At 55.3% G+C, this 16,600-nt stretch carries 11 protein-coding genes; all 11 read left to right on the top strand.

All coding sequences use genetic code 11. The annotated features are described in order from the left end of the window. The first annotated feature begins 57 nt into the window (after positions 1–57). The 11 genes from C7820_RS09325 to C7820_RS09275 all read left to right on the top strand — a co-directional run bounded on the left by C7820_RS09325 (position 58) and on the right by C7820_RS09275 (position 16,581). Positions 58–1,398 carry an extracellular solute-binding protein gene (locus tag C7820_RS09325; protein WP_116230719.1) on the top strand — a complete coding sequence of 447 codons (1,341 nt, stop codon included), beginning with the start codon at positions 58–60 and terminating at the stop codon, positions 1,396–1,398. Between the two features lie 274 nt (positions 1,399–1,672). Continuing rightward, positions 1,673–2,554: a carbohydrate ABC transporter permease gene (locus C7820_RS09320; RefSeq protein WP_116230718.1), complete on the top strand. Its 882-nt coding sequence runs from the start codon at positions 1,673–1,675 to the stop codon at positions 2,552–2,554. Between the two features lie 23 nt (positions 2,555–2,577). After that, entirely contained in the window at positions 2,578–3,423 is an 846-nt protein-coding gene (locus C7820_RS09315; protein WP_116230717.1) for a carbohydrate ABC transporter permease, read from the top strand. Positions 3,424–3,427: 4 nt separating this feature from the next. Beyond that, a complete protein-coding gene (locus C7820_RS09310; protein ID WP_116230716.1) occupies positions 3,428–5,674 on the top strand; it encodes an FAD-dependent oxidoreductase in 2,247 nt (748 codons plus the stop codon). A gap of 206 nt (positions 5,675–5,880) precedes the next feature. After that, complete coding sequence (locus C7820_RS09305; RefSeq protein WP_116230715.1) at positions 5,881–7,956, top strand: serine hydrolase domain-containing protein; 2,076 nt, start codon at positions 5,881–5,883, stop codon at positions 7,954–7,956. Positions 7,957–8,167: 211 nt separating this feature from the next. Next, positions 8,168–8,848: a serine/threonine protein kinase gene (locus C7820_RS09300; RefSeq protein ID WP_116230714.1), complete on the top strand. Its 681-nt coding sequence runs from the start codon at positions 8,168–8,170 to the stop codon at positions 8,846–8,848. Positions 8,849–8,927: 79 nt separating this feature from the next. Then, a complete protein-coding gene (locus tag C7820_RS09295) occupies positions 8,928–9,302 on the top strand; it encodes a MerR family transcriptional regulator (protein WP_116230713.1) in 375 nt (124 codons plus the stop codon). After that, a complete protein-coding gene (locus C7820_RS09290; protein WP_116230712.1) occupies positions 9,303–9,632 on the top strand; it encodes a thioredoxin family protein in 330 nt (109 codons plus the stop codon). Positions 9,633–9,891: 259 nt separating this feature from the next. Next, positions 9,892–12,573 (top strand): discoidin domain-containing protein, encoded by a 2,682-nt coding sequence (locus tag C7820_RS09285; protein WP_147306271.1) that lies wholly within the window; start codon positions 9,892–9,894, stop codon positions 12,571–12,573. Positions 12,574–12,829: 256 nt separating this feature from the next. Then, positions 12,830–14,122 carry a cupin domain-containing protein gene (locus C7820_RS09280; RefSeq protein ID WP_181908981.1) on the top strand — a complete coding sequence of 431 codons (1,293 nt, stop codon included), beginning with the start codon at positions 12,830–12,832 and terminating at the stop codon, positions 14,120–14,122. Positions 14,123–14,166: 44 nt separating this feature from the next. After that, a complete protein-coding gene (locus C7820_RS09275) occupies positions 14,167–16,581 on the top strand; it encodes a glycoside hydrolase family 95 protein (RefSeq protein WP_258875175.1) in 2,415 nt (804 codons plus the stop codon). The last annotated feature ends 19 nt before the right edge of the window (positions 16,582–16,600 follow it).

Here is a 16,600-nt window from a genome sequence, read left to right as displayed (position 1 = left end):
CCGCTTTGCTATCCTTGAGCTGCAACAAACAATTCATTTTGATACGGGGGGCTTCAATTGAGAAAAAAAGGTTGGCTTGCGGGATTCGTATCGCTGGCGCTGATCGCGGGCGTCGTATCGGGCTGCTCCGGTGGCGGCAGTAAGGGGGACGCCGAGGGGGCGGCGGGCAGTGCAAAAGCCGCTTCGTCCGCTTCAGGCGGCGCCGTCAAACTGAAAATGTGGGGCGGGGTTCCGCCGGAGGCCGGTCCGCAGGAGGTGGTGGATGCCTGGAACAAGGATCACCCGGACATTCAAGTGGAGTATGTACGCTTTGTCAATGACGATGAAGGCAACTTAAAGCTGGATACGGCGATTATGACCGGACAGGATGTCGATCTCTTCGTCAACTATTCCGCTTCCCAGGCGTCAAAACGGGTTGCTTCGGGGGCTGCGGCTGACCTGAGCGCCTTCACGGACTATAATATCGATGAGAAAATGGGGCCCGAAGCGGCTGGCTGGAAGATCGACGGCAAATATTACGGCGTACCGACGACAAAAAGCTCCTTTTTCGTCGCGCTGAACAAGGATGCCCTGGATGCAGCCAACCTCCCGGTTCCGAAGGACTGGACCTGGGACGAGATGAGGGAATACGCCAAGAAGCTGAAGAAGGGCGAAGGCTACGGTTTTATCCAGAATACCGAGCCGTTTGTCGACCCGATCGACTCCGTGCTCGCCAAAGAAGGCTATACCAAGGCAGACGGCAGCTCCAACCTGGATCATCCGCTTGTGCGCAAATGGCTGGAGAGCTTGTACGGCATGATGAAGGATGACAAGACGACACCTCCTCTCGGCGAGCAGCTGACGTCCAAAATGCCGGTCGAGCAAATGTTCCTCAGCGGTGAAGTGCCGATGCTGAACATCGGGGCCTGGCTGCTCCGCAGTTCCAACAACTTTACCGATTATCCGCGCGATTTCAAAATTGCGTTCGCACCGGTACCGCGGCTGGAAGAAGACGCCGCAAACTATGTGACCCGCGGCGGGCTGGGCGATTATATATCGATCAACGCCAAGTCCAAGTATCAGAAGGAAGCGTGGGAGTTCCTGAAATGGTACGCGGACGGCGGCATGGCACCGATGGCAGCCGGCGGGCGTTTGCCTGCATCCAAGGATGCGGATCAGGATACGGCGCTGAAAAGCATGCTGGGAGACAAGGGTGACACCTACGATCAGGAATCCTTGATGTACGTCATGTTTGACAACAAGACGCCGACCTTCGTCCGTACCGTGCCGCAGGAGGTGATGGATCTGCGCTCGCAGGAATACGAGAAGTACTTCCTGGGGTCACAGGACCTGGACGCGACGGTGGCGGCTATGGTGAAACGCCATGACGAATATTTAAAATCCAATCCGCAGCAGTGACCTATTGCAACAAGGTGGTGCGCTCTTCTGAACACAAGGGATGGCCAAGTCTATTGGCTGTCCCTTGCCGCATTCTGGATAACTTTTTGCCCCCTTTATTGATCCGATTGCCCGATTATAGATAGAACGATTTGATGAACAAGCGCAGCGAGTCGTCCTCGAAGCGCTTTTTTTGCATCATTTTGTGATATGAAGACGATGGTTTTGTTCCTTCTGCGAAACGTCCCGGCTTGCTAGACTGAGGACATCAAAAATATGAAGGTAGGCGAAACGCATGAACAACCATTGGATGAGAAGGCAGCGCAGGCTGGGTTACGTCTTCATCGGGCCCAGCATGATCGGCGTGCTCCTGTTCTTTCTCATACCGGCCGCATACTCTCTCGGTTTGGTCTTCACGGATTACAAATTCATGAATCCCAAGGTCGGGTTCGTCGGTCTTGATAATGTAACCCGGATGCTGCACGACAAGCTGTTTTACCTGTCCTTGAAGAACACCGTGCTGTTCCTCGTGGCGGTGCCGGTGTCCATCGCACTCGGCTTTGTCGTCGCGGTCATTCTGAACCAGCGGATCTACTTGAAAAAGCTTCTGCGCGCCCTGTACTTTATGCCGTACATTACGAGCGGGGTGGCCGTCGCGTTTGTGTGGATGCTGCTGTTCCAGCCGAAGCAGGGGCCGATCAACGGATTTCTCCACGGCATCGGCATCGATCATCCTCCCGGATGGCTGTCGACGACCACCTCCTCCATGTTTGCGATCGACATCATCTGGATCTGGTTTCTGATGGGGTATAACATGATCATTTATTTAGCCGCGCTGCAGGAGGTATCGCCGGAGCTGCTGGAAGCCGCGAAGATCGACGGCGCCCGGCCGGGACAGCTGCTCCGCAAAATCATCTGGCCGCTCGTCAGCCCCACCACGTTTTTACTGCTGGTGACCGGAATGATCATGACGATCAAGACGTTCGGCATTATTCAGGCGACTACGCAGGGCGGCCCCGGGAACAGCACGACCATCTTGTCCCTGTACGTCTACCAGAACGCCTTCCGGTACTACGACATGGGTTACGCCGCCACGATATCGTGGGCGCTGTTCATCATCATCCTGATCATTACGGTGATCCAATGGATCGGCCAAAAACGATGGGTTCATTACTAAGAGAAAGAGAGGCCTGAAGCATCATGGAACTCCAAAAACGACTGCTGGCCGGCACGCCGGGCAGGCTGCTGGTGACGCTGATCATGCTGGCGCTGGCCATCGTGATGGTTATGCCTTTTCTATGGATGATCAGCACGTCTTTGAAAACACCGACCGAAGTATTCAAATACCCGATCGAGTGGATTCCCGCGCATCCGACATGGGAACATCACATCAAGGTGTGGACCGGACCGAAAAGCTTCGGTACTTACTACCTGAATTCGCTAAAAATTGCCCTGATCGGCATGGCGGGCGCCACGTTCCTGTCCGCGTTTGCGGCTTACGGTTTTGCCCGGATCGAATTCAAGGGAAGGAACGCGCTGTTCATGCTATATTTATCCATGATGATGATTCCCCCGCAGGTACTGTTCGTGCCCAAGTTCATCATGTTTGAATGGGCCGGCATTTATAATACGCATCTCGCCCTGATTCTGCCCGGCTTGTTCACGATTTTCGGTGTATTCATGCTGCGCCAGTTCTTCCTTTCTATTCCCCATGAGATTTCCGAGTCGGCTTTTATCGACGGGGCGGGGCATTTCCGGATCTTCTTCCGGCTCATTCTGCCTCTCGCCAAACCGGCGCTGGCCACCTTGGCCATTATCGATTTCTCCTGGCAGTGGAACGATTACGAGAACGCGCTGGTCTTTTTGATCGATGAGCGGCTGTACACCATTCCGCTTGGACTTCAGAACTTTATCCTGGAAAATACGGTGGACTACAACGGCATGATGGCCGCGGCGTCTGCAGGCATTATCCCGATGATCGTCGTGTTTGCGATCGGCCAGCGCTACATTATTCAAGGGTTGACCAACTCTGCGGTGAAAGGGTGAGAGAATGAAAACCGAGACGATACGAAGCGACGTAACCGTCGTTGGCGGCGGACTGGCCGGCGTATGCGCCGCTATTGCGGCGGCAAGGCTCGGCAGCCAGGTCGTGCTTGTGAACAACCGCCCGGTACTCGGCGGCAATTCAAGCAGTGAGGTTCGGGTGTGGGTGTGCGGAGCGACCGCGCACGGCATCAACCGGTACGCTAGGGAGACCGGCATTATGGGCGAACTGTTCGTCGAGAACCAGTACCGCAATCCGGAAGGCAATCCGTACCTGTGGGATTTGGTGATCCTGGAAGCGGTGCGGGCGGAGCCGAACATTACGCTGCTGCTGAACACCGATGTGCATGAAGTCGAGGCGGACGGTCCGGAGGAGAACCGGACGATCCGGTCGGTGACCGGCTGGATGATGGGCTCCGAGCGGCGTATCCGCTTGGAGAGCCCCGTCTTTCTCGATTGTACCGGCGACGGTCTCATCGGCTTTATGGCGGGCGCCCGCTTCAGGATCGGCCGGGAAGCCTCCCGAGAATACGGGGAAGCGTGGGCGCCGGAGGAGGCGGACGGCATCACCTTGGGCAGTACGCTGTTGTTTTACACGAAGGACGCGGGTCATCCTGTCCGGTTCGTACCGCCTTCTTTCGCCAAGGACATTACGCAGACGCCGATTCCGATCAAGCGGGTCATCCGCAGCGGCGACTCGGGCTGCCATTACTGGTGGATCGAGTGGGGAGGCGAACTGGACACGGTCCATGATAATGAAGTCATCCGGGACGAACTATGGTCGGTGATCTATGGGATCTGGGATTATATTAAAAATTCAGGGCGGTTTGATGCCGACGCCATGACGCTGGAATGGGTTGGTTCCATTCCGGGAAAAAGGGAATACCGCCGCTTTGTCGGCGACTATGTGCTGAACCAGAACGACATCATCGCGCAGGAGCCGTTCCCTGACCGCATCGCCTTCGGCGGCTGGTCCATCGATCTGCACCCGCCGCAGGGGATGTATGCCGAAGCCAGCGGATCCAAGCATATGCACGCGGACGGCATCTACCATATTCCGTACCGCAGCCTGTATTCGGCGAACGTCTCTAACCTGTTGTTCGCCGGCCGCAACATCAGCGCTTCCCACGTGGCTTTTGGCACAACGCGCGTCATGGCGACCTGCGCGGTCATGGGGGAAGCGGCCGGAACCGCCGCTTCGCTGTGCGCGGCGAAGGGCGTGCCGCCGCGGGCCGTTTACCGCTCGCATCTGCACGAGCTGCAGCAGACGCTGCTGCGCCAGGACGCGTCCGTCATCGGCCTGCGGCATGAAGACGACCGGGATCTCGCCCGCCAGGCAAAGGTGTCGGCCTCGTCGGTCCGAAGCAGCATCAGCGTCACCAAACCGCATTCAGCCTTCCGGCTGGAGCGGGATGCCGCGATATTGTTTCCGGTGGAGCCGGCAGTTGAAGGACTGGAGTTGCTGGTGAACGCGAGCGGGGACACCCGGCTGACCGTGGAGTTGTGGGACACGGGCCGTCCGGAAAACTACGTGCCCTGTACAAAGGTGGCTGAAGCCGAAGCAGCTGTTTCCAAGGGTGAAGCGCAGTGGATATCCCTTCCGCTGGCTTGGGCGCCGGACACGCCGCAGAATGCTTTTGTCATCATCCGCGGGAATCCGGACATCAGCCTGTACCGGGCGTCCGAACCACTCAGTGGGGTTCTTGCTTTTGAAAAGGGGGCGGTCCCGAACGCTTCAGCTGATTTGGAGGACCATGACGAGAATCAGCCCGTCGTGGCCTGGAGCATGAAGGCGATGGTCCGGCAGCCGTTCTGCTTCAAGGTTCTGGGTACGACCGCTGCCTATTCGCCGGCGAAGGCGGTCGGCGGATACAAGCGGCCATTTGGCGGACCCCATCTGTGGGCGTCGAATCCGATTGGGCCGGAGGACGAGGCATGGCTGCAGTTGACATGGGAGAGTGAAATTACGCTGCAGGAAGTGCGGCTGACATGGAACGACGACGTCAACGAAGACCTGATCAATCTGCATCATCACCGTACACCGTTCGAAATCATCCCTGAACTGGTCAAGTCATACCGGATCGAGGCACGCATCGGTGGGGAATGGGATACGATCGCCAGTGTTCAGGATAATCGGCGAAGAAGCAATCGGATCGCTTTGAATGAGCGCATTTCCACCGACGCGCTGCGCCTCGTGATCGAACAAACGAACGGTGCTCCTGCGGCCGAACTCGTGGAGATTCGGGTATATTGATTGGAAGGTCAACGGAACCCATCATCGCAAAGGTACGGTTGAGGCAGCCATCCACCAAGATGGCTGCCTTTTAGTTAAGGTAAGCTAGATAGTTGGTCCTATGTCGAACCGCAGTATGAGACGATGTTCCCTTTTTGTTGGAAAACTGAACCAAATTCGGGGTGATGAACGTAGTACCGAATAGTCCAACAAAAGGAGGTTCATTCATGAAAAAAAGGATGGCATGGCTTCTGGCTGCCGCACTGACATTGACTCCGCTGGTTCCAACCGCTGCAATGGCGTCCGGCACGGAAGCGACGGTTCCAGCCGCCAAAGGGCTTAAACAAATCGCCGCAGAGAAAGCGGAACTGCTCACGAAGCAGTACGGGACGATCAGCGTGCAGTACGCGCTCATCGACCAAGGGAAGATTCAAGTCTCCGGCCAAACCGGGACGAATGATCAAGGGGGCAAGGTTCCACTAACGAGCGGCACGATGTACGGCATCGGCTCAACGAGCAAAATGTTTACGACCGCCGCCGTCATGAAACTGGTTGACGAGGGGAAAATCAACCTGGATACCCCGCTTGTACAGTACATACCGGAATTCAAAATGAAGGATGAGCGCTACAAGCAAATTACCCCGCGCATGCTGCTGAACCATTCCTCCGGGATTCAAGGTTCCAGCCTGAATAATGCGTTTTTGTTTGAAGACTCGGACCCTTACGCGCACGACACCCTGCTTGAGCAGCTGTCCAAGCAAAGCTTGAAGGCCGATCCGGGCGCTTTCTCGGTGTATTGCAACGACGGCTTTACGCTGGCGGAGATCCTGGTGGAACGTGTAAGCGGGATGAAATTTACCGCCTTCGTTCATCAATATTTCACCGGGCCGCTGGACATGAAGAATACCAAAACTTCGCAGGATATGGTGGATCCTTCCCAAACGGCAGGCCTCTATTATCCCGGCATTCAGCAGCAGCTGCCGAACGAAACGGTGAACGTGATCGGCACGGGAGGCATTTATTCCACGGCGGAGGATTTGGCGCGGTTCTCGCAAATCTTTACCGGACAACAGCAGGGCATCCTGTCCGCCAAGTCGGTGGAGGCTATGGGTCAGCCTGAATACAAAAAAGGATTGTGGCCGAAAGATGCGGACAATTCCTTTGATTACGGCCTGGGCTGGGACAGCGTAAGGCTGTATCCGTTTAACGATTATGGTATCAAAGCGGTCGTCAAAGGCGGGGACACGATTCTGTATCACGCTTCGCTGATCGCCCTTCCGGAGCAGAATATGGCTGCGGCTGTCGTATCATCAGGCGGAAGCAGCTCGACGAACCAGCTCCTTGCGACCCAAATCCTGCTGGAAGCGCTGAAAGAAAAAGGAACAATCAAAGAGATCAAGCCGGACAAATCGTTCGGGAAGCCGGTTCCGGCCAGCATGCCGGAAGATCTGAAGAAGGAAGCCGGATATTACGGCTCGACTAATCAACTGGTCAAGGTTGACTTGAAGGATGGAATGATGTCCGTCACGGTTCCGAATGTTCCTGAGTATCCTGCGGAGAAATATGTGTACACTTCGGACGGAACGTTCGTGAACGAAGCGGGTACCGCTAAAGTCAGCATTGTGAAAGAAAAGAATGGCTTGACTTACCTCTGGGTCCAGGAATACAGCAGCGTTCCTGAGCTTGGGCAAATAGCGTTGTCCCATTATCTGGCCCAAAAGCTGGACAGCAACCCGCTGACGAAAGACGCGGCCAAAGCTTGGGATCAGCGTGAAGGTAAAACCTATTATCCGGTGAACGAAAAATACACGTCGGTCATGTATTTGATGAAGCCTACGCTGGAGATCAAGCGGGCCCAAGATTTCCAAGGGTATTTGAACGACAAAAAAATTACCGGACCGAATACGGCAGCCAGCGTTCTTCAGGTTCCGGGCATGGGCGGCCGGGACACCTCGGAATACAGCTTCTATAAAAAAGACGGGGCCGAATACCTGGAAGCCGCGGGCAGCGTGTTCGTCAGCGAGGATCTGGTGAAGCCGCTGTACCATGGCAAACAATCGACTGTCAGCATCAAGGCCGATGGTTATGCAAGATGGTTCACGGTTCCGAAGCAAGCCGCCGGAAAAACGATGACGGTGAAGCTTCCGGTTGAAGGAGGATTCGTCGTTTATGACGCCGAAGGCAAACTCGTAAATATGAGTGAAGTCAGCGGATCTAACCAAGTTGTCCTGCCTAAGGACGGAACCGTTGTTTTCGCAGGAGACGCCGGATCTTCGTTCGACGTCAAACTCGATAAAAAGTAAGGTATAATACGTAACCTGCTATCATCATTCATCATTTTATAGCTATTGAATGCAGAACCACCGTATCCTTCATCTACTAAAGGGGCGGTGGTTTTATATTACAGCGGGAGCGAAATCCTGGCTGTAACTAACGAGCTGCCATTCACTTGGATTACCCGGCTCAAATACAGTAGAATAAGTAAAACCTAAGCTCGCAGGGGGCGGTCGAACAATGAACAACAGTAAAGAGTGGAAGCAGGCCGAACATGCTCTATCCCGAATGGAAGTGCTGAAACAAGGCAGCAACGAGCCGGTGGCGATAACCGGTGAATCGGAGGATTTAGTCTGTATCGGCATCGGAACCGACGCGGCTGTGTTTGTATACGAACCGCTTCCAGCGTATGCATATAAGCTGTACACGGAAGCTGCGCTTCCAAAAAAGCAGGCGGAAATTCATGTCTACAGCCGGCTGGAAGGCAGTCCGTTTTTTCCTGTGTTTTACGGATCTGGAGAACGCTATGTCGTCATCAGCCGGGAAGAAGGTATGACTCTGTATGATTGCCTGCTGTACGGAATCCCGGTGCCACGGCAGGTCATCGACGACGTGGATGCCGCCCGTGCATTTGTAAGGAGCAAAGGGCTTAATCCCAGGGACATTCATTTGAAAAATGTGCTGCTTCAGGACGGGCGCGGGAAAGTCATTGACGTGTCTGAATATGTCCAGAGCGGAAACGATAAGCGATGGGAGCATCTGGAATGGGCGTATGATAACGTGTATCCGCTGCTGGAAGGCAAAAGGATCCCCCTATGGTTGATTGAAGCCGTGAAGACGGCTTATAACCATCTCGATCCGTTGAACATTAATTTACAGGAATTTTCCGAACGCATACGAAAGCTTTTTATAAAAAAATAATTGGCCTGCCTCTTGACCCTCACATTAGTGTCAGGGTTTACAATAAAGACCTACCGGGCAGGAAGGAGGAGATGGGGCCTTGAACATTGGAGAATTGGCGGAGCGGACCGGTGTTAGCATTCGCTCCCTTCGTTACTATGAACAAAAGGGGCTGCTTACGCCACTGCGAAAGGAGAACGGATACAGGGAATATACCCCGTTTGCGGTCGAGCAGGTGCAGGCCATTCAGCTGTATTTGAACCTCGGATTGTCCACAGACGAAATATCCGGAATTCTGCAGTGCGTCTTGCAGAACAAGGAAGCTTTTTGTAAAGACGTGCTGCCGATCTACCAGCAAAAGCTTCAGGAGATCGATAAACAGATTCAGGTGCTGACCAGCATCCGGGCCAATTTGACCGAGCGCATCGATTCCATCCTGTTCGAACGATCCCTATCCGGTCAGGAGGAAGGTTAAATGAGTATTCAAGCGGTTAACGATACGACGTTTGCGTCGCAAATAAGAGCCCAGGGAACGACATTGGTGGAATTTGGGGCGGTATGGTGCCCTCCCTGCAAGAAGCTGCTCCCCATGCTGGATGAGTTGTCTGAAGAGATGGGGGATCAGGTGCATTTTTTGAAGGTGGACTGCGATGAGTCTCCTGCTGCTGCCAGCCAATATCAGGTGATGTCCGTTCCGACGGTCATCGTGTTCCGCGACGGTGAGGCTGTCGAGAAGCTGGTCGGCCTTCGGCCGAAGAGCGTTTACGAGCAGGTTGTATCCAAGCATAGCTTATCTAAAGCATGAGTGGTGAGCGAAGATGGGCCATACTTCCCGGCAAGAGGGATGGATCGTGGCCTCTGCAGTGAGAATTGATATTTAGCATGGATGTCACAAATAGGCGGCGGTTCCGGAAGCATGGTACGCATGTTGGCCGGTCGCCGTCTTTGTCTGTTTGGAGGAAGGAATAAGAAAACACAAACCGATCGATAAAAACGACATGTTAAACGGTGAGAAGCCTTGTTAATATGTAAGCGATTTCAAAACAAGAAAGGTGGGATATGATTTGACGGGTTGGAGGAAAAGGGTCAGTGCAAGTCTGATCGTATTGATGATCTGCTCCCAAGCGGCAATGGCCGGAGGGAAACAGGCAGTTGACGCTGCTGCGGCCGAGGACGTGAACTTGGCGGTTGGCAGTACGGCGACGGCAAGCTCGGGCAGCGCAGCAAACGCGGTGGACGGCAAAGGCGAAACGGTATGGCAGCCATCAGCCGCCGACAGAAAGGATGATATGAACGTGTGGCTTTCCATCGACTTGGGTAAGGAGGAAACCTTCAACAAGGTGATGTTCAACTTGAACCGGGCAGACAATCTGAAGGATTACCAGCTGCTCTATTCGAACGACCAGACGAATTGGAATGAAGCATTCAGCAAAAACAAGGATTTAAGCGCATCGGAAACCGCCAGCTTTGAGGCGGTCAGCGCACGGTATTTGAAGCTGAGCCTGAATCTCAGCAAAGACCTGAACGTGCAGCTATCCGAGCTGTCCGTGTATAACAGTTCTGAGGCACCTGCACCGGCTGACCTTCAGCGGATCTATTTTACCGATGCGGCCGGGAAGGAATACCCGAACAACAGCGAAATCCGGCTGAACAAAGGAGAAGAAGCTGCGCTGTTTTTGAAAGGTGAACTGAAATCCGGCAGCATCGTGGATTTAAGCGAAGTGGCGAAAACCTTTAAATCTTCCACCATGGACGTGTCCGTATCCCCTTCGGGAACCGTGACGGCGAACCAGGTCGGTGCTTCGCTGATGCAGGCGGTCGTACATACAACGGAAGACTTGAAGACAAGCGACCTATGGGTGGTCGTTGATGATCCCGCAGCTTTTCAAGGCGAAGCCTATGTCGTCAACTCCAAACTGACGCATCCGCGGATGAAGACGGAGATCGGACAGCCGGCCGTCATCGAACCGCAGGACGTTTATCCGACCGTGTCCCTGACGCCTACCGTAAACGGAAATGTCACAGGCGAATTGATTTATAACGGCAACAAGACAGTTGATGCCTTGCCAAAGACAGCGTTGACTAAAGGAGAAGCGGTGGAATGGACGCCTGTGGGGAAAGCGGACCGGCAAGGGTCCTATCAGCTGCGGTTGACGATTGAACAGAGCGGCAAGGAACCCGTGTACGAATCATATTATTTTACCGTGCTTGATCCAAAAAGCGTTCTTGCGGGACAGAGCCCAATCGCTTTCTTGGGTAAAGACGGGAAAATGGTATACATCGGCGATTACCGCGGCAACCAAATTCTCGACTTCTCGAATGTCGGCTATATGGGCGGTGGTGTAAAGATACCGAACGTGCCCGTAAAAGCCACCGTATCTCCGGGAGAGGGAGATGACACGGCACGCATCCAGGCAGCGATCGATGAGGTGGCCCGGCTTCCGCTCGGCAAGGACGGGTTCCGTGGCACGGTCCTGCTGAAAAAAGGCAGATATGACGTCGGCGGCACACTGACCGTCAAAGCCAGCGGGATCGTGCTGCGGGGCATGGGTCAGGACGAAAAAGGAACGCTTATATACGGCACCGGGGCCAATCCACGCAATTTGATCGAAATCGGGGAGAATGTCGGCCTTACTTTGGACAGTGGCTCTAAGCAGACGATCTCCGATTTGTACGTGCCATCGGCTGCGCGAACCTTTCATGTGGAAGATGCCAGTGCCTATCATGTAGGCGACCAAATCGTCGTCCGCCGGATCGGGGATAAAAACTGGATTCATGCGATCGGCATGGATTACATTTACAACCGTCCGGGCGGCACGGCAACCCAGTGGTCTCCGTTCAACCTGGATTTTGACCGGGTCATCACGGCCGTCGACGGCAATTCGATTACGGTCGATGCGCCGCTGGCAAGCGCGATCGAGCGCCAGTGGGGCGGCGGTGAAATCTACAAATACACGGATGAGGCCCGCATTCAGCAGGTAGGCGTCGAAAATATGCGGGTGGATTCGGACTTCGATCCGAGCGTCATCGATACCGTCATGGATAACGATACGACCGACCCGTATTATGCGGACGAGAAGCATGCCGAGCGCTTTGTCGTGTTTAACAGTGTTAAAAACGGCTGGGTCCGGGATGTAACAGGGTATCATCTGTCGTACTCTCTCGTTCAAATGAGCCGCAACTCCAAATGGATCACCGTTCAGGACAGCAAAATGTACGACATGGTCAGCATCATCACCGGCGGCCGCCGATACGTAATCCATCAAATGGGACAGCTGAATTTTGTGCAGCGGATCTACACGGAGACTGCGCGGCATGCGTTTGTCGTTGACAGCAGGGTGCAGGGGCCAAACGTGTTTCTGGATGGTGAGGCGGTCAAAAATTATAACACCAGCGAACCGCATCACCGCTGGTCCGTAGGCGGACTGTTCGACAACATCAAGGCTCCGATTTCCATCCGGGACAGAGCTTGGCTCGGCAGCGGCCATGGCTGGGCCGGGGCCAACTATGTGAGCTGGAACACGGAAGGAGAGCTCACCTCCCAGCAGCCGCCGACAGCGCAGAACTATGCCATCGGACATGTCGGCGAGAAGGTGCCCGGTCTGGTTCCGAGCGACTACGATCCCCGTCCGCGCAGCGACGGATACTGGGACAATTACGGCCAGCATGTGACCGTTGAGAGCCTGTATAAGCAGCAGCTGGAGGAGCGGCTGGGCAAAAAAGCGCTGAACAACATACAAAAGTAACCAACAGCTAGTTCCGGCTTAGCAGCATCCACAATTTGTTGAATGATGCCAGACGATGAAGCCATGATTCCCATCCTATTCTCTATTGAGTAGGACGGGCGGAATCATGGTTCTTTTTATCTAAGCATAAAAAAACACAACCGCCAGGAATCTATGCCATGGAGAGACGGGCGGATGAGGAGTAGCATGGAGGCTGGAGTTACGTAATGTGCGGAATATATCTGAAAAGATGTTTTCCATAAAAGGAGGCCTATTTATGAAAGCGCTTCTCGTTGGTTTGGGAGGTTTTGGCGGCGGCTGGTACCGGAAGCTCCGGTCCCAGTATGCGGATATAGAACTCGCCGTTGCAGATATAGACTCTGGTAAAAGGACGGCGGTAGAGGCGGATGGAATCCCTTTTTACGAAAATGTACGCGAAGCCATCGAGCGGGAACAGCCAGATCTGTTGATCAACGTTACCCCAAGGGAGGTTCACAAGCGCATTAACGAGCTGGCGTTCGATCATAAACTGCCGGTATTTTGCGAAAAGCCGATCGCTGACAATTATGAGGATGCCGCCGCGATGGTGCAGCGTGCTGAACAGGAGCAAATTCCGTTTATGATCGCGGAAAACTACCGTACGTTTCCAGCGGTTCGTAAGCTAAAACAGCTTCTGGACGAAGGGGCGATTGGTGAACTGCGGTCCATGGAATGCGATTTTTTCAGGCAGCGCCAAAAAATAACGCTGGAGCGGGACGAAGTGCTGGAAGAAGTCATCATTCACCATTTTGACCTGGTGCGGTATTTGTCCGGCCGTGAAGTGAGCAGGCTGTATGCTTCACGCAGGCATGTGTTTCATATTGTTATGGACCTGCAGGCCGGAATCCAGGCCTCGTTTCGCTGCTCCTTGACCAGCCAGGGGCAGGAAACGCAGTGGGCCGGCGATTGGCGGATCGAGGGATCGCTGGGCAGCTTGACCTTTGCGGGCGGCGTGCTCGAGCTCGTGACGGCGGAAGGCGTCCGGCGGATCGAGGATTTTAGCGATGTGGACGCCCCGGGGCCGTTCACCGAGTTTTTGCGGTCACTGGAGGAACACCGCCCGGGTGAAACGAATGCCAGGGATTATTTGAAAAATCAGGCTTTGGCGGATTACACGAGAAGGTCTCTCCGGACAGGCGTCCCTGTGGATCCTTCGGACAGCTGGGGATACGGGCCGGCCGTTATCCGCAATTTTCTTCGGGCCGAACTTACAGGCTCTGTAAGCCATGGAGGTGAAGGCTTGGTGCATGGCAGCAAGCTGTTCGGGAGCGACGATTTCGATACGCCGCTGAAATTTTTGCATTACACAATCATCCCGCCGGGGTCATCCATCGGCCTGCATGGTCACCGTGAGGATGAAGAACTGTACGTTCTGCTCGAAGGCAGCGGCTTGATGACGGTGAACGGAAGAACGTACCGGGTGGAAGCCGGGGACATCGTTCTGAACAAGCCTTGGTGGAGGCACGGCCTGCGAAATGACGGGGATGTGCCGATGAAAGCGATCATTTTTGAGGTGGGTATACCCAAATAGATGTGTATGCAGCAAAGGCCGGAGGAAGAGGAGAGGTGAAGCATGTGGTCAAACAGGATGTCAGCTTGCAAGAGCGTACAACTACAAATACGAGGGACCTTCGATTATGGTACACCCGGCCGGCAGCCGGGTGGAATGAAGCACTGCCCATAGGGAACGGGCGGCTGGGTGCAATGGTGTTCGGCACGCCGGGTCTGGAAAAAGTCCAGCTCAATGAGGATTCGATTTGGTACGGCGGTCCGGGACGGGCGGCCAATCCCCGGTCCCAGCCCTATTTGTCTGAGATCCGGACGCTGCTTAAGGAAGGAAAGCAGGCAGAAGCGGAGCACTTGGCGAGAATGGCGATGACGGCTTCCCCTAAATATGAGCAGCCATACCAGCCTCTAGGGGATCTGATGATCAAATTCCTTGATCAGGAAGGGCCTGCGGAAGACTACGAGCGGCAGCTGGATTTGGAGCAAGCCGTTGTGGACGTTCGATACCGGCACAAGGGCGTCCGGTATCGGCGGAGCTATTTCGCCAGCGAACCGGATGGGGTTCTGGTCATCCGATTGACCGCGGACCAGCCGGGACAGCTTACGCTGGCCGTCAACCTCATGCGCCGGCCGCTCGATTATGGCTGCCGGACCGACCCTTCGGGAGCCATCGTCATGGACGGGGAATGCGGAACGGACGGCGTCCGGTTTAGTGCAGCCTTTCGTGCCGTAATTCAGGGAGGACGGCAGCGGGTTATCGGTGATTACCTTTCGATCGAAGGAGCGGATGCTGTGACCCTGCTGCTGGCGGCGCACAGCACGTTTCGGGTGAAGCAGCCGGCAGAAGTTTGCCTGGAGCAGCTGGAGAGAGCAGCGGCGAAACCGTTTGAAACGCTGCTGAAACGGCATATAGACGAGTATGCGTCCCGGTTCGGCCGCTTTGCGATCGATCTGACGCCGGACGGGGATCCGCTTGCCGCTCTTCCTACAGACCAGCGGTTGCTCCGGTTGCAGCATGCGTTGGGACATGAAAGCGGCGAAGGAAACAGAAACGATTTGCTGCCTAATGAAGCGGAGATTGAAGATCCCGGTCTGGCGGCCCTCTACGTTCAATATGGGCGCTATTTGCTCATATCCTGCTCCCGGCCGGGCACCTTAGCGGCCAATCTGCAGGGGATTTGGAACGACAGTTATACCCCGCCGTGGGAATCCAAATATACGATCAACATCAACGTTCAGATGAATTACTGGCCGGCTGAAGTGCTCCATTTATCCGATTGCCATGAACCGCTGTTTGATCTGATCGACCGGATGCGGCCTAACGGACGGGCTACCGCTCGCGAGATGTACGGCTGCCGGGGCTTTACTGCCCATCACAACACGAATCTGTGGGCTGAAACCCGGCCGGAAGGGATTCTGATGACCTGCACGGTGTGGCCGATGGGCGCCGCGTGGCTGTGCCTCCATCTATGGGAGCACTACCGTTTCGGGGGTGATCTGGCTTTTCTTACCGAACGGGCATACCCGGCGATGAAGGAAGCGGCGCTATTTCTTCTCGATTACATGATCGAGGAGGACGGTTATCGGGTTACGGGACCGTCTGTTTCTCCAGAGAACCGGTTCGTTCTCCCGGACGGCGGCAGCGGCAGCCTGTGCATCGGTCCGGCGATGGATTCACAAATCGCGTTGACGCTGCTGTCCGCCTGCTTGGAAGCGGCGGCGATCATCGGCGAGGAGGATCAGGCATTTCTCGGCGAATTGCGGGAGACGATCGAACGCATTCCGCGCCCGGCTGTTGGTAAACACGGACAAATTATGGAATGGCTGCGCGATGATGAGGAGGCCGATCCCGGGCACCGGCATATTTCGCAGCTGTTCGCCCTGCATCCGGGTGAGCTGATTGATGTTCGGCGCACGCCGGAGCTGGCGGCTGCTGCCGAGCGGACGCTCGCGCGGCGCCTCGCCGCAGGCGGCGGCCATACGGGCTGGAGCCGGGCGTGGATCGTCAATTTCTATGCCCGGCTTGGCAGGGGGCAGGAGGCTTACGGGCATTTGATGAAGCTGTTTGCGATCTCCACGTATCCGAATTTGCTGGACTGCCATCCGCCTTTTCAAATCGATGGCAACTTTGGCGGAGCGGCGGGAGCGGCGGAAATGCTGCTGCAATCCCATGCAGGGGAGATCCGGCTGCTGCCGGCCCTGCCGAAGGCGTGGCGCTCCGGCCGTGTTGAAGGCCTGCGGGCAAGAGGGGGGTATACCGTAGGTCTGTCTTGGAGTAAAGGGACGCTTGACGAGGTGACGATCCGCTCCTCCAAGGCGGGCTTGTGCCGCCTGTGGTCGCCCGTCCCCTTGGAGCTCGCTGTTTCCGGTCACCTGGGAGCCGGTGCCTCGGGCGATAAGTCCGACGATGACCCTTCCGGTTTTGAATATGTGATCACCTTGGCAGCTGGGGAAAGCTGCTGCATTCGGGCACGCAAAGGATGAACGCCACCGTAATAAAACA

The organism is Paenibacillus sp. VMFN-D1 (assembly GCF_003386155.1).
GTDB lineage: Bacteria > Bacillota > Bacilli > Paenibacillales > Paenibacillaceae > Paenibacillus_AQ > Paenibacillus_AQ favisporus.
The sequence above is the reverse complement of the archived record's forward strand: the minus strand, read 5'-3'. Positions and strand labels throughout refer to the sequence as shown.